We start from the raw sequence: 18,011 nt of genomic DNA on the forward strand, positions 1-18,011 counted from the left end.
GGGCATGGCGCTGATCCTGATCTCGCACGACCTCGGCGTGATCGCCGAAAGCGTCTCGAAGATGCTCGTGATGTACGGCGGCAGCGTGGTCGAGAGCGGCCCGACCGCCGCGGTCTTCGCCGAGCGCGCCCACCCCTACACCCGCGGCCTGTTCGCGGCCCGGCCGGCGCTGGGCGCCCCGCGCGGCCTCAAGCTCGCCACCATCCGCGGCAGCGTGCCCGAACTGGTGGACCTGCCGCCGGGCTGTCCGTTCGCGGGCCGCTGCAGCTTCACGGTCGAGGCCTGCCAGGCGACACGTCCGCCGCCGGTGCTGCTGCCGCACGACCACCGCGTGCGCTGCATCCGGCTCGACGAGATCGCCGCCGAAGAAGGAGCCGCCGCATGACGGACCACTTCGATCCCGATCCGAATTCGGCCGCGCTGCTTCAAGTCACGGACCTCGTTCGCCACTACACCCTGCCGCGCGAACGCCTGTTCGGCCCGCCGCCAATGGTGAAGGCACTCAACGGCGTGAGCTTCAGCGTCCGCCCCGGCCAGAGCCTGGGCATCGTCGGCGAATCGGGCTCGGGCAAGTCGACCATCGCGCGGCTGGTGATGGCACTGGACCGGCCGACCTCGGGCAGCGTGAAGCTGCTTGGCCGCGATCTGCATGCACTGCCCAAGGACGAACTGCGGGCGGCGCGGCGCGATGTGCAGATGGTGTTCCAGGACCCCTACGGCTCGCTCGATCCGCGCCAGACCGTGGCGCGCATCGTCGCCGAGCCGCTCGAAGCACTGGCCGAGACCAGCCGCGTCGAGCAGCGCGAGCGTGCCACCGAAGCGCTGGCCGCCGTCGGCCTGCGCACCAGCGACCTGCACAAGTACCCGCACGAGTTCTCCGGCGGCCAGCGCCAGCGCATCGCGATCGCACGGGCCCTGATCACACGGCCCCGGCTGATCGTGGCCGACGAGCCGGTCAGCGCGCTCGACGTCTCGGTCCAGGCCCAGGTGCTCAACCTCATGCAGGACCTGCAGCAGCAGTTCGGCATCAGCTACCTGCTGATCAGCCACGACCTCGCGGTGGTCAACCACCTGTGCGACGAAGTCTGCGTGCTGCACCGCGGCATCGTGGTCGAGCGCGGTGCGCCGCAGCAGCTCTTCGCGCATGCGCGGCATCCCTACACCCAGGCACTGCTCGCCGCGGTGCCGCGAGCCGAGCCGCTGGCGGCCGCATAAGCAAATGCTTGCCGCGCAGGCACCGGCTCGCGATGATGTAACGTTCTATTTCCCCATTCGCCTTTCCCTGGAGCCCTGAACCATGCTGAATCGCCGCACCCTCCTGACCACCGCCGCACTCGCCACCGTGCCGCTCGCGCTGCCGCAGGCCGCGCTGGCGCAGGGCCGCAAGGACTCGATCGTGCTGGGCATGGCACTCGAGCCGCCGGGCCTGGATCCGTCCGCCGGCGCCGCCTCCGCGATCGCCGAGATCGTCCAGTACAACGTCTTCGAAACGCTGACCAAGATCAATGCCGACGGCAGCGTCACGCCGCTGCTGGCCGAGAGCTGGGAGGTCTCGCCCGACCTGCGCACCTACACCTTCAAGCTCAAGCGCGGCGTCAAGTTCCAGAACGGCGAGCCCTTCAACGCGCAGGCGGTCAAGTTCTCGTTCGACCGCGCCGGCAGCGAGAAAAGCACCAACAAGGACAAGCGCACTTTCGCCAACATCAGCACCCAGGTGATCGACGACCACACGGTGGTCCTGATCAACAAGGAGATCGACCCCGACCTGCCGTTCGTGCTGGGCCAGGCGACAGCCGTCATCGTCGAGCCCAAGAGCGCCGACACCAACGCCACCAAGCCCGTGGGCACCGGCCCCTACAAGCTCGACAGCTGGAACAAGGGCAGCTCGCTGGTGCTGAGCAAGTGGGACGGCTTCCGCAACCCGGGCGCGGCCAAGATCAACAAGGTCACGTTCCGCTTCATCTCCGATCCGGCGGCCCAGGCCGCCGCGGTGCTGGCCGGCGACGTCGACGCCTTCCCGCGCATCGGCACGCGCGTGGTGCCGCAGTTCAAGAACAATCCGCAGTTCCAGGTGATCCTGAGCGGCTCGCGCGCCAAGACCATCCTGTCCATCAACAACAAAAGGAAGCCGCTGGACGACGTGCGCGTGCGGCGCGCGATCCTGATGGCGATCGACCGCAAGGCGGTCATCGAGGGCGCGGTCGACGGCTTCGGCGTGCCGATCGGCAGCCACTACGTGCCGGGCGCCGCGGGCTATGTCGATACCACGGCGGTCAACCCCTTCAACATCGAGAAGGCCAAGCAGTTGCTGGCCGAGGCCGGCGTGAAGACCCCGCTCGAGCTCACGATGACGCTGCCGCCGCCGCCCTATGCGCGCCAAGGCGGCGAGGTGATCGCCGCGCAACTGGCCAAGATCGGCATCGTCGTCAAGATCCAGAACGTCGAATGGGCCCAGTGGCTCAGCGCCACCTACGGCGGCGGCCACGACTTCGACCTCAGCGTCATTTCGCACGTCGAGCCCTTCGACCTCGGCAACTACGCGAAGCCGGACTACTACTGGGGCTACCAGTCGAAGGAATTCAACGCCCTGTTCGACAAGATCAAGGCCACCGGCAACACGGCCGAACGCAACAAGCTGCTGGGCGATGTGCAGCGCCTGCTGGCCAACGACGCCGCCAACGGCTTCCTGTTCCAGCCCCAATGGCCGACCGTCGCGAAGAAAGGCGTCAAGGGCCTGTGGAAGGACATGCCGGTCTTCGTCAACGATCTGTCGGCGCTGTCCTGGTCGTGACGCGCGCGCTGCACGAACTGTCGGCGCGAGAGCTGCTCGCCGGCTACCGGGACAAGAGCCTCTCGCCGGTCGAGGTCACGCAGTCGGTGCTCGACCACATCGAGCGCTGGGAGCCGCATCTGCAGGCCACCTGGCTGCTGCGCCCCGAGGCCGCGCTCGAACAGGCGCGCGCGGCCGAGGCGCGCTGGGGCCACGGCAAGCCCTTGGGCGCGCTCGACGGCGTGCCGACCACGATCAAGGAGAACATCGCCACCCGCGGCGACCCGATGCCCGCCGGCACCGCGGCGAGCGAGCTGCGACCGGCGGCCGCCGACGCGCCCCCCGCGGCGCGGCTCAAGGAGGCCGGCGCGGTGATCCTCGGCAAGACCACCATGCCCGACTACGGCATGCTGTCCTCGGGCCTCTCGAGCTTCCATGCGCTGGCGCGCAATCCCTGGGACCTGTCGAAGACGCCCGGTGGATCGAGTGCCGGCGCCGGCGCCGCGGCGGCCGCGGGCTACGGCCCGCTGCACATCGGCACCGACATCGGCGGGTCGCTGCGGCTGCCGGCCGCCTGGTGCGGCATCTTCACGCTCAAGCCCAGCCTGGGCCGGATCCCGATCGACCCGCCCTACATGGGCCGGGCCGCAGGGCCGATGACGCGCAGCGTCGGCGATGCCGCGCTGATGATGCAGACGCTGGCACTGCCCGATGCGCGCGACAGCATGAGCCTGCCGGCGCAGGAGCTCGCGTGGTCGAGCTTCGATGTGGGCACCGACCACCTGCGCGGCCTGCGCATCGGCCTCCTGCTCGACGCCGGCTGCGGCCTGGCCGTGGAGCCCGAGATCCGGGCCGCGGTCGAGCAAGCGGCACGTCTCTTCGAACGCGCCGGCGCGGTCGTCGAAACGATGCAGCCCTTCATGTCGCAGGCGATGCTCGACGGCATGGACCACCTGTGGCGCATGCGCTCGCTGGTCGACCTGAACGCGCTGCGTCCCGAGCAGCGCGCCAAGGTGCTGCCCTACATCCGCCAGTGGGCCGAGAGCGCCGAGGGCTTCAGCGGCGCGCATGTGTTCCGCGCCTTCAGCCAGTTCCATGCGACGCGGGTCGCGGCCGTGGCGGCCTGCGCCCGGTACGACTACGTGATCTCGCCGACCGCACCGAACCTGCCGGCCGCGGCCGAGGCGCCCTCGCCCACCAACGACCCACTGCGGCCGCTGGAGCACATCGGCTTCACGGTGCCGTTCAACATGTCGGAGCAGCCCGCGGCCTCGATCAATTGCGGCTACAGCGCCGGCGGCCTGCCGATCGGCCTGCAGATCGCGGGGCAGCGCTTCGACGACCTGGGCGTGCTCAAGATTTCGCGCGCGTTCGAGCTGATCCGCGATCCGCAGCGGCCCTGGCCCGAGCCGCCGCGCGGCTGACCGCCAGGGCGGAGCAAGCGACGCGATGAGCTTCACCGACAGCCTGGGCAATCCGGTCACGGTCGACGGCGCCGCGAGCCTGCCGGCGATCGATGCCTTCGTCGAGGGCTTCATCTCCTGCGAGGCGCGCGCGGTCGACGCGCTGGCCGCCGCCGACGATGCGAGCCCGATCGTGCAGGCCTACTGCGCGACGCTGCACCTGTTCGCCGAATCGAAGGAGGCGGCCGCCAACGCCCGCCCCTTCCTCGATCGTGCCCGGGCCGGCGCGGCGCGTGCCACGCCGCGCGAGCGGCGCTACATCGAATCCATCGCGGCCTGGGCCGCCGGCGACATCGCGCGCGCCATCGCGCTGCACCAGGAGCAGGCGAAGGAGCATCCGCGCGACCTGGCCTCGCTCAAGCTGGGCCAGTACCACTGCTTCAACACCGGCGACTGCCCCGGCATGCTGCGGCTCGCACTGGCCGCGCTGCCCGCAGCCGGCGACGTGCCCTACCTGCACGGCATGGCGGCCTTCGGCTACGAGCAATGCCACCTGCTGCGCGAGGCCGAGGCCAGCGCGCGCCGCGCGATCGCGATGCGGCGCAAGGAGCCCTGGGCGCACCACGCACTCGGCCACGTGATGCTGACCGAAGGGCGCCTCCATGAAGGACTGGCCGTCATGCGGGCCCTCAGCGACACCTGGGTCGGGCTCAACTCCTTCATGGTCACGCACAACTGGTGGCACGTCGCGCTGTTCCTGATCGACCTGGGCCGCGACGCCGAGGCGCTCGAGGTCTACGACCGCGAGGTCTGGGGCGTGGTCAAGGGCTACTCGCAGGACCAGGTCGGCGCGGTATCGCTGCTGGCGCGTTTCGAACTCGCGGGCATGCCGGTCGGCGACCGTTGGCATGACGTGGCCGACCACCTGGCCGAGCGGCTCGGCGACCACGTGCTGCCCTTCCTGGACCTGCAATACCTCTACGGGCTGGCACGCGCCGGCCGCCCCGAGGCCGATGTCCTGCTGCACAACATCGAGGCGTTCGCGCCGAACGCGCCGCCATCGACGCGCGAGGCCTGGCAGCGCGTCTGCGTGCCAGCAGCGCATGGCCTTCGCGCCCACGCGCACGGCGACTTCGCGGCAGCCATCGATGGCCTGGGCCAGGCGCTGCCGCGGCTGGTCGAGATCGGCGGCAGCCATGCACAGCGCGACCTGTTCGAGCAGGTATACCTCGATGCGCTGACACGCCTCGGCACCGAGGCCTCGCTGGCCGGCGCTCAGGGCATCCTGCAGCAGCAGGTCAACGGCCAGCCGGAGTCGCTGCGGCTGCGCCGGCAGGCGGCCGCGGTCTACGCGCGGCTCGGCCTGCCCGCCTTCGGCTGATCAGCCCTTCGCCACTTCGTGGGCAGCCATCTGCTCGAGCGCCTTGACCAGCGCCGAGTGATCGAGCTGGTCCCACCCATGGGCGGCACAGGACTGCATCAGCTGGGCCGCCGACGCGGTCTGCGGCAACGCCACGTCCATTTCCTTCGCGCCGGCAAGCGCCAGGTTCAGGTCCTTCTGGTGCAGCGCGATCCGGAAGCCCGGATTGAAGGTGCGCTTGATCATCCGCTCGCCATGCACCTCGAGGATGCGGCTGGCCGCGAAGCCGCCCATCAGCGCCTGCCGCACCTTGGCCGGATCGGCGCCGGCCTTGCTGGCGAACAGCAGCGCCTCGCCGACCGCCGCGATGTTGAGCGCCACGATGATCTGGTTCGCCACCTTGGTGGTCTGGCCGTCGCCGTTGCCGCCCACCCGCGTGATGTTCTTGCCCATGGCCTCGAACAGCGGCCGGGCGCGCTCGAACACGGCCTCGTCGCCGCCCACCATGATGGTCAGGCTGGCGGCCTTGGCGCCCACTTCGCCGCCCGAGACCGGGGCGTCGAGGTAGTCGCAGCCGAGTTCATTGATCTTCTTTGCGAAGCGCTTGGTCTCCATCGGCGCGATCGAGCTCATGTCGATCACCGTCTTGCCCTTGGTGAGCCCGGAAGCGACGCCGTCCTCGCCGAACAGCACCTGCTCGACGTCGGGCGTGTCCGGCAGCATCAGGATGACGACCTCGGCCGCGCGCGCGACCTCGGCGTTGGTCTTGCAGACGGTGGCGCCCTTCAGCGCGTCGGGCACCTTGCTGCGCGTGCGCACGATCATCTCGTGGCCCGCCTGCAGCAGGTTCTGCGCCATCGGCGCGCCCATGATGCCGAGGCCGATGAATCCGATCTTCATGGTCAGTTCCCTTTCAGTAGGAGGTGGAGCCGGGCGCCGCCGGAGCGGCGCGCATTTGCGAAAGCAGTTGCTGCGAGCCGGCTGCGATCAGTCGCGCGTCCGAACTCACGGTGACGAACTGGAAGCCCTTGGCGATGCGCGCCAGCGCGCCTTCGGCCGTGCCGTTGTGGATCCCGGCCACCAGGCCGTGCGCCTTGGCGCGTTCGAGGATGTGGTCGATGGCCTGCGCGACCGGCGGGTCGACCTCGTCGAACACCGGCCTGCAGCCCAGCGCCAGCGAGAGGTCGGACGGCCCGATGTAGACCGCGTCCAGCCCCTCGACCGACAGGATGGCGTCGAGGTTGTCCAGTGCCTGAGCGGTCTCGATCATCGCGAAGGTCACGATGGTGTCGTTGGCATGCTGCGCGTAGTCGGCGCCGCCGTAGAGCGAGGCGCGCACCGGCCCGAAGCTGCGGGTGCCGCGCGGCGCGTAGTGGGTGTAGGCGACCAGCCGCGCGGCCTCGTCGGCGGTGCTGATCATCGGGCAGATGAGGCCATAGGCGCCGGCGTCGAGCGCCTTCATGAGCGCGCTCGGATCGAGCCACGGCACGCGCACCACGGGCACCGTGTCGGTGGTCGAGATCGCCTGCAGCATCGGGATCATCGATTGGTAGTCGACCACGCCATGCTGCAGGTCGATGGTCAGCGAGTCCCAGCCCTGGTGGGCCATGGTCTCGGCCGAGAAGCCATTGGGAATCGCGAGCCAGCCGTTGACCGCGGCACCTCCCGACTTCCATAGCGTGCGCAGGCGGTTTTCTCTCATGGATGGCTCCTTTTAGTCAGTTGAGGACAGAGCAAAAACTGCTGAGCAGTTTCTTGGTCTGTCCCGCAAGGTCTCAGTCCTATCGGTCGAAGGCCGGGCGCTTGGGGTCGAAGCGCCAGCCGGGAATCAGGCCCTGCATCGCGACCGCATCGTCGCGCGCGCCGAGGCCGTGCTGCTTGTAGAGCTGGTGGGCCTTCTCGACCTCTGCCATGTCGAGCTCGACGCCCAGGCCCGGCTTCTTCGGCACCTGCACCAGGCCGCCCTCGATGCGCAGCGGCTCCTTGGTCAGGCGCTGGCCGTCCTGCCAGATCCAGTGGGTGTCGATCGCGGTCACGCGGCCCGGCGCGGCGGCGCCCACCTGGGTGAACATCGCGAGCGAGACATCGAAGTGGTTGTTCGAGTGCGAGCCCCAGGTCAGGCCCCAGTCGCGGCAGGTCTGGGCCACCCGCACCGAGCCGGCCATGGTCCAGAAATGCGGATCGGCCAGCGGAATGTCGACCGACTGCAGCGCCAGCGCATGGCTCATCTGGCGCCAGTCGGTGGCGATCATGTTGGTGGCGGTCGGCAGGCCGGTGGCGCGCCGGAACTCCGCCATCACCTCGCGGCCCGAGAAGCCCTCCTCGGCGCCGCAGGGATCCTCGGCATAGGCGACCACGCCGCGCATGTCGCGCATCAGGCGGATCGCATCCTTGAGCAGCCAGCCGCCATTGGGGTCGAGCGTGACGCGGGCCTCGGGGAAGCGCTCGTGCAGCGCGACCATGCACTCGATCTCCGCCTCGCCGCGCAACACGCCGCCCTTGAGCTTGAAGTCGTTGAAGCCGTAGCGCTCGCGCGCCGCCTCGGCCAGCCGCACCACGGCTTGCGGCGTCATCGCCTGCTCGTGCCGCAGCCGGAACCAGTCGTTGTCGGCCCCGGGCTCGCGGGCATAGGGCAGGTCGGTCTTGTCGCGGTCGCCGACGAAGAACAGGTAGCCCAGCATCTCCACCGCGTCGCGTTGCTGGCCTTCGCCGAGCAGCGCCGCGACCGGCACGCCCAGGTGCTGGCCCAGCAGGTCGAGCAGCGCCGACTCGATCGCGGTCACGGCATGGATGGTGGTGCGCAGGTCGAAGGTCTGCAGTCCGCGTCCACCGGCGTCGCGGTCGGCGAACTGTTTCTGCACCTGCTGCAGCACGCGCTGGCAGGCGCCGATCGACTGGCCGACGACCAGGTCGCGCGCGTCCTCGAGCGTCTGGCGGATCTTCTCGCCGCCCGGCACCTCGCCGACGCCGGTGCGCCCGGCGTTGTCGGTGAGGATCAGCAGGTTGCGGGTAAAGAAGGGTCCGTGCGCGCCGCTCAGGTTCAACAGCATGCTGTCGCGGCCGGCGACCGGGATCACGCGCAGCGCGGTGACGAGGGGGGTGGAATGGGGCATGGCGGGTGCTCTTGCTCAGTCGATTGAGATCTTGCCCGTCTCGATCACTTTCTTCCAGCGCGCGAACTCCTGCTGCTGGAACTTGGCGAACTGCTCGGGCGTGTTGGCGACCACCTCGAGGCCGATGGCGGTGAACTGCTGCCTGACCGCGGGGTCGTTGAGCGCGGCGGCCATCGCATCGTGCGCCTTGCTGCGCACCGCGGGCGGCAGGCCCCTGGGCGCGACGATCGCCTGCCACGAATAGACCTCGAGGTTCTTGATGCCGGCTTCGGCCGCGGTCGGGACCTCGGGCAGCACCGGCGAGCGCTTGTCGCCGGTCACCGCGAGCGCCCGGAGCTTGCCGGCCTGGATGTTCTGCACCACCGCGTTGACGTTCTGGAACGACGCATCGACCTGGCCGCCGAGCAGGTCCGTGATCGCGGGCGCCCCGCCCTTGTACGGCACATGCAGGCCGCTGGTGGCGGTCTGCTGCCAGAACAGCTCGGCCGTGAGGTGGTCGCTCGAGCCGTTGCCCGAGGAGGCGAAGGTCATCTTGCCCGGGTTCGCCTTCAGGTTCGCGATGACGTCGGCCACCGTCTTGTGCGGCGACTTGGCCGGCACCACCAGTACGTTGGGCGCCTGCACCGCCACCGTGATCAGGTCGAAGTCCTTCAGTGCGTCGTACTGCATGCCCTTGATGAGGTGCGGTGCGATCACCAGCGGGCCCAGCGAGGTCACGAGGAAGGTGGCGCCGTCGGGCGCCGAGCGCTTCACCTGGGTCGCGCCGATGGTGCCGGTGGCGCCGGCCTTGTTGTCGACCAGGAAGGTCTGGCCCAGCTTGTCGCCGAGTTTCGGCGCCATGGCGCGCGCCACCATGTCGGTCGAGCCGCCGGGCGGGAAGGGAACCACGAGGGTCACGGGTTTCTGGGGCCAGTCCTGGGCCTGGGCGCCGAGGGCCGCGAGGCCGAGGGCGAGCGTGCCGAACAATCTCTTCATGCCTGTCTCCTTGAAATGGTAGCGCTACCTTTGATGGTTGGATGATAGCGCTACCTTTTTTCGAGAACCAGCGGATCCGGCTAGGGGTTTGTACGGATCAGGCGCTGGCGCGCTCGACGATCGAGAAGCCGATGTCGACCACCCGCGGCCCACGCTGCCCGCCCTCCGCCCGATCGACGATGAATTGCGCGGCCTGGCGCCCGATGGCCGTGCCGTCGATGCGCACCGTGGTCAGCGCCGGATGGAGGTCGGCGGCGAATTCGAGGTCGCCGAAGCCGACCACCGCCAGCTGCCCCGGAACGGCAATGCCCCGCGCCTGCGCCTCGGTCATGACGCCGAGCGCGAGCAGGTCCGAACTGCAGAAGACGGCGTCAATGCCCGGCGCCTCGCGCAGCAGCTCGACGAGCGCCGAGCGGCCGCTCTTCAGGGTGGTCGGCGCCGGCACCCGCACCACGGCGACTTCGGGCAGGCCGGCGGCGCGCGCCGTGTCCTGGAAGGCCTGCAGGCGCCGCAGGGCACGTTCGTCGTCGCCGGCGATCACCGCCAGCCGGCGGCGGCCCCGGGCATGCAGGAACTCGACCACCGCCCGGCCGACCGCCGGGTGCGAGAAGCCCACCAGCATGTCGAGCGGCGTCGGCGTGAGGTCCCAGGTCTCGACCACCGGGATGCCGGCGGCCAGCAGGCGCTTGCGCCCCTCGGGCGAATGCATGATGCCGGTCAGCACGATGCCGTCGGGGCGGCGGCCGATGATGGCTTCGAGCAGCGCGTCCTCGCGCGAATCGACGTAGCCGCTCTGGCCCAGCATCAGCTGGTAGCCGCGCTCGGCCAGCGCCTGGGTCAGGGACTGCACGGTCTGCAGGAACACCGGGCCGGCAATCGTCGGCACCACCGCCGCCACCAGCCGGCTGCGCGTGGACGCCAGGCCGCCAGCCAGCACGTTGCGCACGTAGCCGGTCCGCTCGACCGCGGCCGTGACCTTCTTCAGCACCTCGGCCGACACCTGCCGCGGCGTGCTCAAGGCCCTCGAGGCGGTGATCGGCGCCACGCCCGCGAGCTTCGCGACGTCATGAAGGGTGACCGCGCCGCTGCCTCGGCGGGCGCGTCGGACTGGAGGCTCCTCATTGCTCATGCGTCGATTCTAGGCCTCGGTAGCGCTACCGCGCGGACAGGCCCGGCGGCGCGACGAACCCACCGAACGCGCGCTCCACGGCCTCGGCGAAGGCGATGGTGGTGCGGTCCTCCAGGTACGGACCGATGATCTGCATCCCGACCGGCAGCCCCTCTTCGCTGAGCCCGATCGGCATCGCGGTCGACGGCAGCCCGGTCAGCGTCGCAATGCTCGACCAGGGCGACTGGTCCTTGTAGGCGATGTCCCGGTCGTCGATGCGCAGCCGCCGCGCCTCCATCTCGCCGTGGTCATGCAGGAAGGCCGGCGTCGGCGACACCGGGCACAGGACCACGTCCCACTGCCTGAAGAACTCGCGCCACTGATGCGCGATGCCGGTCCGTGCGCGGTCCGCATGGATCCAGTCCCGGTGGCTGATGCCGCCCTCGAGGCCCGGCATGTCGGCGCTGATCATGGCCCACAGCAATTGCCCCCAGAGCGACGCGACGCGCGCCAGGTCCGGCAGCAGCGGGCTGGTCCGGGCGATCCGGCAGCCGGCGCCCTCCAGCGCGCCGCACAGGCGCTGCAATGCCGAGCCGACCGCCTCCGAAGTCGGCACCAGGGGATGCTGGTCGAGCACCAGCACGCGGAAGTCGCCGAGCGCGAGATGGCGCGCCGGCGGCAGCGCCAGGCGGTACGCGACGGCCTCGGCATCGTCGGGGCCGGCGACGACGTCGAGCGCCAGCGCCAGGTCGGCGGCACTGCGCGCCATCGGACCGACCACCGCAAGATCGACGCCCGGGTCCACCGACAGCGCGGGCGTGCCCGGCGGCGCGCAGCCGCGCATCGGCACCAGACCGTGCGTGGGCTTGTGCGCAAAGACGCCGCAGAAGTGGGCCGGCACGCGCAGCGACCCGACCAGGTCCGAGCCGAATTCGAGCGACACGTAGCCCGCCGCCAGCGCTGCGGCACTGCCGCCGGAGGAGCCGCCCGGCGTGCGCGCCGGGTCCCAGGGATTGCGGGTGGTGCCGAAGACCGGGTTGGTCGATTGCCAGTCGGCGAGTTGCATCGCGACGTTGGTCTTGCCGACGAGCACGGCACCGGCGGCCTTCAGCCTTCGGACGACGACCGCGTCATCGGTCGCGCCGAGCTGCCCGGTGCCCGGAATGCCCCAGGTGGTCGGCAGCCCCGCGACATCGAAGGCTTCCTTGACCGTGATCGGGACGCCCAGCAGCGGCCGCCGGTCCCCGCGCGCCAGCGCCGCATCCGCCGCGACGGCCGCCTCGCGGGCGCGCTCGAAGTCGCGCACGACGACGGCGTTGAAGACCGGATCCAGCTGCTCGATGCGCTCGATCGAGCGCTTCAGCAGCGCGACGGCCGAGGTCTTTCCGGCCTGCAGGGCGGCAACGAGTTCCCGGGTGGTCGCGTAGTCCATGGGCATCGGCTCCGAGGGTCTTGCAAGCCGCGATGATGGCCCAGACCCTGCGCCGGCCCTTGATTCCCCTTGCTCGTTGCTTGACGAATCTTGCGAACCCGCGCCGCCGCGCCCTACGTCTTCCGATGCCGGCTCTGGTCGTAGGTGGGTTGGGCCGGCAGGTCCGCCAGATGCCGCGTGTCCGCCCAGTCGACGATCTCGATCAGCTCGGGCTGGGCGGCATCGGCGATCCGGATCCGGTTGAAGCCGGCGTTCGGAATCTCGCTCTGGCGCGGCCCGTTGAGGCCCAGCCCGCGCGCGGTGCGCCACACCATGTCGAGCACGCCGCCGTGCGTGACCACCAGCAGCTTCTGCCCTTCATGCGCGGTGGCGATGCGGCCCAGCGCCTCGATGATGCGGGCATGGAACTGGCGCGCCGACTCGCCCTCGGGCATCGCATGGTCCTCGCGAAACTGGAGCCAGTCTTCCCAGGCGCGCGGATGCAGGTTCTGGATCTCGTCGGCGCGCATGCCTTCGACGATGCCGAAATGCTGCTCGCGCAGCGCCACCGAGGTGACGATGTCGAGTTCGAGCTGGCGTGCGGCGGGGGTCGCGGTCTGCTGCGCCCGCATCAGGTCGCTGCTGAGGAGATGCTGCACCGGCTCGCCGGCCAGGCGCAGCCCGAGCCGGCGCGCCTGCTCGTGACCCATGTCGTTGAGGGGAACGTCGATGTGGCCCTGGAAGCGGAGCTCGCGGTTCCAGTCGGTCTCGCCGTGGCGGATCAGGATGAGTTCGGTAGTGGGCATAGGCTGGGCCCTATTGTCCCGCAGCGCGTGACATCCGCACGACCGCGCGCTTCGAAGAGAATCCGCACATGCCAAGTCTCGTATTGCTGCCCGGCCTCGCCTGCGACGAACGCCTCTGGGAGGCCCAGCGGCCCGCCCTGCCCCCCGCCCTCGATGCCCGGGTGAGCGACGCCCACATGCGCCACGGCCGCATCGAGACCATGGCCGCGGCCGTGCTGGAGGAGAACCCCGGACCGCTGGTCCTCTGCGGCGCATCGATGGGCGGCATGATCGCCATGGAAGCCGCGCGGCAGGCGCCCGGACGCATCGTCGGCCTGGCCCTGCTGGGCACCAACGCGCGCCCCGAGACGCCCGAGATGTTCGAGCTGCGGCGCTCGGCCATCGAACTCTTCGAACTCGGCGAGGCGCGCGACGTGATCGAATTCAACGCCGGCTTCGCCTTCCATCCCACGCGCTCCGGCGACGCCCCGCTGCTGCGGCGCTACATCGACCTGGTGCTCGATGCCGGTGTCACGCAGCTGGTGCGCCAGAACCGGGCGCTGATGGAACGCCCCGACGCCCGCGAGCAGTTGCCGGGCCTGCGCTGTCCCGTGCTGGTGATGTGCGGCGACCAGGATCGCCTGACGCCGCCCGAATGCTCGCGCGAGATTGCCGCGCTGGTGCCGCACGCCGACCTGGTCTGGATCGCGCAGTGCGGCCACATGCTCACGATGGAACAGCCCGCCGCGGTCAACGCGACGCTCGGGCCCTGGCTGCAGCGCTGGGTCGCGAAGGCCTGAGAGCCGCCTCAGTGGAGCTGGCCGCCGGTCTCCAGGACGTCTTCGCGAACCGACAGGGCGGTGGCGATCGCAACGCGCAGTCCGGCGACCAGCGTCTCCAGCGCCATGCTCGGCTGCCCCGGCAGCCGAGCCGCCTGCCCGGTCAGATAGGGAATGTGGATGAAGCCGCCGCGCATCCCCGCCTCCGGCCGGGTCGCGATGCGGTGCATCAGGCCGAAAAACAGGTGATTGCAGACGAAGGTGCCGGCCGTGTTCGACACCGCGGCCGGAATTCCGGCGGCCCGCAGGTCGCGCACCATGGCCTTGATCGGCAGGTTCGAGAAATAGGCCGCGGGAGCCCCCGCCACCACGGGCACATCGATCGGCTGGCAGCCGGCGTTGTCGCAGATGCGGCCGTCGTCGACATTGATCGCCACCCGCTCGGGCGTGATCTCGCTGCGGCCACCGGCCAGGCCGATGGCCAGCACCAGTTGCGGCTGCAGCTCGTCGATGGCGGCATCGAGTTCGCGCAGGGCGGTGCCGAATACGCAGGAGATGCGGCGCGCGTGCACCACGGCGCCGTCGAGGCGCCAGCCATCGAGCGCGCGCACGGCCTCCCAGGAGGGGTTGATCGCCTCTTGCTCGAAGGGCTCGAAGCCGGTCAGCAGAACGTTCATGTTGCCGCCACCTCGATGCCTTCGGCCGCGAGGCGCTCGCGGATGCGGCGCGCAAAGGCCAGCGCGTGCGGGCCGTCGCCATGCAGGCAGACGGTCTGCGCATTGACCGCGACCGTGCTGCCGTCGATCGCGCGGACCCGGTGATCGCGCACCAGCGACAGCGTCTGGGCCAGCGACTGCTCTTCGTCGTCGATCAGCGCGCCGGGCTGGCTGCGCGGCACCAGGCTGCCGTCGGGCATGTAGCCGCGGTCGGCGAAGACCTCTTCCACGGGCACCAGGCCGGCGCGCTCGGCGGCGCCGATCATGCCGCTGCCGGCCAGGCCGAAGTAGCGCAGCGAGGGATCGAAGCGGCGCACCGCCTCGCAGATCGCCTCGGCCAGCGCCGGCTCCTTGACCGCCTGGTTGTAGAGGGCGCCGTGCGGCTTGACGTGCGCCAGCGTGCCGCCCTCGGCCTTGACGATCGCCGCCAGGGCGCCGATCTGGTAGAGCACGCCGGCGACGATCTCGTCGGGCGGCAGGTTCATGGTGCTGCGGCCGAAGTTCTCGCGGTCCGGAAAGCTCGGATGGGCACCGATCGCGACGCCGTTGGCAATCGCCCAGCGCACGCACTGCTGCATGGTGCGGGCGTCGCCGGCGTGCCAGCCGCAGGCGATGTTGGCCGAGCTGACCAGGCCCAGCAACGCCTCGTCGTTGTCGCATCCTTCGCCGAGGTCGGCGTTGAGGTCAATCTGCATGGTTTTCTCCTTCGGCCCGATTCTGCGCCGGCGCGATCCAGCCTGCGGACACCAGGCCTTGCGCCACCTGCGCGAGGTAGCGCTGGCGCTCGTCCCAGGCCGCGAGCGCTGCCGCCGAATCCACCTGCTGCAGTCGCAGCCGGCCGTTGAGCGGCGCCTGCGCGAGCTTCCAGAGATCGGCACGAATCACCACGCCGATGCGCGGATAGCCGCCGGTGGTCTGGGCGTCGCCCATCAGGATGATCGGCTGCCCCGAGGGCGGCACCTGGATCGTGCCGGGGATCACGCCGGAAGACAGCATGTCGACGGCGCGCCTGCTCTTGAGTTCGAAGCCCTCGAGCCGGCTGCCCATGCGGTTGCTCTGCGGCGTGATGCGCCAGGGCCCCCGCCACAGCGCCTCACGCGAAGCGATCGTGAACTGCTCGAACTCGGGGCCCGCCATCACGCGCAGCACGGTCGCGCCATCGACGCCGTCCAGGCTCGCTTGCGGCCCGCGCACGCCGAACGCGCGCCGCGACAGGCGCTGCGCGTCCAGCAGCGGCACGCCGAGCGTCAGCCGGTCGCCCTTCTTGAGCGCCCGCCCCTGGTGGCCGCCGAAGCCGGCCTTGAGGTCGGTGCTGCGCGAACCGAGAATCACCGGCACATCGATGCCCCCGGCGACCGCCAGCCAGGTGCGCAGCCCCTTCTTGAGGCTCGATCGATTGGCGCCCGCCAGCTTGAGCACCTGCCCCGCAGCCACCGGCACGCTCCAGCAAGGCCACAGCGGCACGCCATCGAGCGCGGCGCCGAAGTCGTCGCCGGCGATCGCGATGCGCGTCGCGGCCTCGAAGCGGATCTCGCAACTGCCCATCGTGAGCTCGAGCCCGGCGGCGCCCTCCGGGTTGCCGACCAGCCGGTTGGCGAGAGTCAGCGCCAGGGTGTCGAGCGCTCCGCCCGGGCAGATGCCGAGCTGCCGATGGCCAGGACGGCCGAGGTCCTGCACCGAGGCCAGCATCCCCGGCCGCAGGACCGTGAGCCCAGCGCTGACCGCCATCAGGCCTCCATGCTTTCGACCACGAAGCGCACCCGGTCGCCGGGCCGCAGCAAGGTCGGCTCGGCGGCGCGCGGGTCGAACATCTCGAGCGAGGTGCGGCCGATCAGTTGCCAGCCGCCCGGAGAGACCAGCGGATAGATGCCGGTCTGCTCGCCGCCGATGCCCACCGATCGCGCCGGCACCGCGACCCGCGGTTCGGCACGCCGCGGCGTCGCCAACTCGGGCGCGAGGCCGCCCATGAACGCGAAGCCGGGCAGGAAACCGAGCAGGTAGACCACATAGTCGCCCGCGCTATGGCGTCGGACGACCTCGGCCGGAGAGAGGCCCGTGTGCCTGGCGACCTCGCCCAGATCGGGTCCGGCCTCGCCGCCGTAGGCGACCGGAATCTCGATGCGCCGCCCCTGGATCCCGGCCGCGGCCAGTTGCGGCCAGGCCGACAGCACCTGCATCTCGAGCTCGACCGCATCGATCTGTGCCGGATCGAACAACAGGCTCAGGTTGTTCAYGCCGGGCAGCACCTCGTGCACGCCGTGCCACTGCAAGGCCTCCGTCGCCAGCGCCCAGATGCGCTGCTGCTGCGCCAGCGTCGCCGGCGCCGGCAGCTCGCACAGCAGCGCCGCTTCGCCCAGCGCCAGCAGCCGGGGCGGCGGCGCCGCGCTCATTCGCGGCCGAGGCTGCGGACCTTGGCGAGCAGGCTGTCCTGCACGTTGGGCGAGACGAACTTGTCCACTTCGCCGCCGAGCATCGCGATCTCGCGCACGAAGGTGCTCGAGATGAACTGGTACTTGTCGCTGGGCGTCAGGAACACGGTCTCGACCTCGGGCATCAGCGAGCGGTTCATGCCGGCGAGCTGGAACTCGTAGTCGAAGTCGGTCACGGCGCGCAGGCCGCGCACCATCGCCTTGCCGCCGCGGGCAACCACGAAGTCGCGCAAGAGGCCTGAAAAGCTCTCGACCGTCACCTGGTCGCTGTAGGGCTTGACCGCATCGCGCGCCATGTCGATGCGCTCCTGCAGCGTGAACAGCGCCTTCTTGTGGTGTCCCGCCGCCACGGCGACGATGACCCGCGAGAACAATTGGGTGGCGCGCCGCACCACGTCCTCGTGGCCCAGTGTCATGGGGTCGAAGGTGCCCGGGTATACCGCGATCACGTTGTTGGACATGGTTGCTTCCTCCTTGATTCGGCCGCTGGTGGCTCGGTCCGGCGGATTATGCAGCGGCACTCGCCGCGGGCCGGAGAAGATGGGCGTGCACCGCACCGGCCTTCAGGTAGCGGTAGGCCACCAGGCCGAGCGCGGCGAGTTCGTCATCGCTCCAGCGCCGCGCCGCCTCGAGATAGACCACGCCCTCGGGCCGAAGGGCTCGCACCGCCGCGCGCAGGGCCGGTTCGTACAGGGCCGGGTTCTCGAACGGGGGATCCAGGAACACCGCATGCAGGCTGCCGGCGGGCACGCGCTCGAGCGTCGTGACGCCGTTGCCGCGCTCGACACGCACCGCGTCGGCGCCGAGCTTGGTCTTCAGCGCCAGCAGTTGGGCGACCAGGGCCGGGTCCTGCTCGCACAGCAGCACCGAGCCGGCGCCGCGTGAAGCGGCCTCGAGGCCGATCGCGCCGGTGCCCGCAAAGGCGTCGACGCACTGCCAGCCCGGCAGTTCGCCGCCGCCCACGCCGGCCAGGCTGGCGAGCCAGTTGAAGAGGGTTTCGCGCACCCGGTCGGGTGTCGGCCGCAGGCCCGGCTTGTCGGCGACCGCGAGGCGGGTTCGCTTCCACTGGCCGCCGATGATGCGGACGAAATGGGGCGCCTTGGCGAGATTGCTCGGCTTGGCAGGCGCGGTGGGGGCGGGTGTTCTGGGCTTCGGTTTCACA

The 18,011-nt window shown here is 70.5% G+C and carries 19 protein-coding genes; 6 read left to right on the forward strand and 13 right to left on the reverse strand.

Annotation, left to right across the window (positions count from 1 at the left end; translation table 11 throughout):
- From AC1D2K_RS04190 to AC1D2K_RS04210, 5 genes are all read left to right on the forward strand, one after another.
- Positions 1-385, forward strand: a 385-nt coding sequence (locus AC1D2K_RS04190; RefSeq protein ID WP_478086536.1) for an oligopeptide/dipeptide ABC transporter ATP-binding protein, incomplete at its 5' end; no start/stop codon positions are given.
- A complete protein-coding gene (locus tag AC1D2K_RS04195) occupies positions 382-1,215 on the forward strand; it encodes an ATP-binding cassette domain-containing protein (RefSeq protein WP_478086538.1) in 834 nt (277 codons plus the stop codon). The genes AC1D2K_RS04190 and AC1D2K_RS04195, both read left to right, overlap by 4 nt.
- An 82-nt stretch (positions 1,216-1,297) precedes the next feature.
- Positions 1,298-2,791 (forward strand): ABC transporter substrate-binding protein, encoded by a 1,494-nt coding sequence (locus AC1D2K_RS04200; RefSeq protein WP_478086540.1) that lies wholly within the window; start codon positions 1,298-1,300, stop codon positions 2,789-2,791.
- Positions 2,788-4,194, forward strand: coding sequence for an amidase (locus AC1D2K_RS04205; protein ID WP_478086542.1), 1,407 nt, complete (start codon positions 2,788-2,790; stop codon positions 4,192-4,194). Before AC1D2K_RS04200 ends, AC1D2K_RS04205 begins: the two co-directional genes overlap by 4 nt.
- A 25-nt stretch (positions 4,195-4,219) precedes the next feature.
- Positions 4,220-5,554, forward strand: coding sequence for a tetratricopeptide repeat protein (locus AC1D2K_RS04210; RefSeq protein ID WP_478086543.1), 1,335 nt, complete (start codon positions 4,220-4,222; stop codon positions 5,552-5,554).
- Here the strand turns inward: AC1D2K_RS04210 and glxR are convergent, their stop codons facing one another.
- The 7 genes from glxR to AC1D2K_RS04245 all read right to left on the reverse strand — a co-directional run bounded on the left by glxR (position 5,555) and on the right by AC1D2K_RS04245 (position 12,946).
- Positions 5,555-6,433, reverse strand: a complete 879-nt coding sequence (gene glxR / locus AC1D2K_RS04215) for a 2-hydroxy-3-oxopropionate reductase (RefSeq protein WP_478086544.1) — start codon at positions 6,431-6,433, stop codon at positions 5,555-5,557.
- Between the two features lie 13 nt (positions 6,434-6,446).
- On the reverse strand, positions 6,447-7,235 hold the full coding sequence (locus AC1D2K_RS04220) for an HpcH/HpaI aldolase family protein (protein WP_478086545.1): 789 nt from the start codon (positions 7,233-7,235) through the stop codon (positions 6,447-6,449).
- Between the two features lie 79 nt (positions 7,236-7,314).
- Positions 7,315-8,646: a glucarate dehydratase gene (gene gudD, locus AC1D2K_RS04225; protein WP_478086547.1), complete on the reverse strand. Its 1,332-nt coding sequence runs from the start codon at positions 8,644-8,646 to the stop codon at positions 7,315-7,317.
- A gap of 15 nt (positions 8,647-8,661) precedes the next feature.
- Positions 8,662-9,621: a Bug family tripartite tricarboxylate transporter substrate binding protein gene (locus AC1D2K_RS04230; RefSeq protein WP_478086548.1), complete on the reverse strand. Its 960-nt coding sequence runs from the start codon at positions 9,619-9,621 to the stop codon at positions 8,662-8,664.
- A 97-nt stretch (positions 9,622-9,718) separates the two neighbouring features.
- Complete coding sequence (locus tag AC1D2K_RS04235; RefSeq protein ID WP_478086550.1) at positions 9,719-10,750, reverse strand: LacI family DNA-binding transcriptional regulator; 1,032 nt, start codon at positions 10,748-10,750, stop codon at positions 9,719-9,721.
- A 25-nt stretch (positions 10,751-10,775) separates the two neighbouring features.
- Positions 10,776-12,161, reverse strand: a complete 1,386-nt coding sequence (locus AC1D2K_RS04240; RefSeq protein WP_478086552.1) for an amidase family protein — start codon at positions 12,159-12,161, stop codon at positions 10,776-10,778.
- Positions 12,162-12,274: 113 nt separating this feature from the next.
- Complete coding sequence (locus AC1D2K_RS04245; RefSeq protein ID WP_478086553.1) at positions 12,275-12,946, reverse strand: histidine phosphatase family protein; 672 nt, start codon at positions 12,944-12,946, stop codon at positions 12,275-12,277.
- A gap of 68 nt (positions 12,947-13,014) precedes the next feature.
- Here AC1D2K_RS04245 and AC1D2K_RS04250 point away from each other — a divergent pair, with 68 nt between their 5' ends.
- Complete coding sequence (locus tag AC1D2K_RS04250) at positions 13,015-13,725, forward strand: alpha/beta fold hydrolase (RefSeq protein ID WP_478086554.1); 711 nt, start codon at positions 13,015-13,017, stop codon at positions 13,723-13,725.
- Between the two features lie 8 nt (positions 13,726-13,733).
- On the opposite strand, the gene pcp is transcribed toward AC1D2K_RS04250, so the two are convergent.
- From pcp to AC1D2K_RS04280, 6 genes are read right to left on the reverse strand one after another with little or no spacing between them, the layout of a single operon-like run.
- Positions 13,734-14,381, reverse strand: a complete 648-nt coding sequence (gene pcp, locus AC1D2K_RS04255) for a pyroglutamyl-peptidase I (protein WP_478086556.1) — start codon at positions 14,379-14,381, stop codon at positions 13,734-13,736.
- Entirely contained in the window at positions 14,378-15,115 is a 738-nt protein-coding gene (pxpA, locus tag AC1D2K_RS04260; RefSeq protein WP_478086557.1) for a 5-oxoprolinase subunit PxpA, read from the reverse strand. Before pxpA ends, pcp begins: the two co-directional genes overlap by 4 nt.
- Positions 15,105-16,148: a 5-oxoprolinase subunit C family protein gene (locus AC1D2K_RS04265; protein ID WP_478086558.1), complete on the reverse strand. Its 1,044-nt coding sequence runs from the start codon at positions 16,146-16,148 to the stop codon at positions 15,105-15,107. The genes pxpA and AC1D2K_RS04265 overlap by 11 nt, the downstream gene beginning before the upstream one ends.
- On the reverse strand, positions 16,148-16,810 hold the full coding sequence (gene pxpB, locus AC1D2K_RS04270; protein ID WP_478086560.1) for a 5-oxoprolinase subunit PxpB: 663 nt from the start codon (positions 16,808-16,810) through the stop codon (positions 16,148-16,150). The genes AC1D2K_RS04265 and pxpB overlap by 1 nt, the downstream gene beginning before the upstream one ends.
- Positions 16,807-17,310 carry a pantetheine-phosphate adenylyltransferase gene (coaD, locus tag AC1D2K_RS04275; protein ID WP_478086561.1) on the reverse strand — a complete coding sequence of 168 codons (504 nt, stop codon included), beginning with the start codon at positions 17,308-17,310 and terminating at the stop codon, positions 16,807-16,809. The genes pxpB and coaD overlap by 4 nt, the downstream gene beginning before the upstream one ends.
- Positions 17,311-17,356: 46 nt before the next feature.
- A complete protein-coding gene (locus AC1D2K_RS04280) occupies positions 17,357-18,010 on the reverse strand; it encodes an RsmD family RNA methyltransferase (RefSeq protein ID WP_478086562.1) in 654 nt (217 codons plus the stop codon).
- Position 18,011 lies beyond the last annotated feature (1 nt).

It is taken from the genome of Variovorax sp. P1_H12_2 (genome assembly GCF_056405335.1).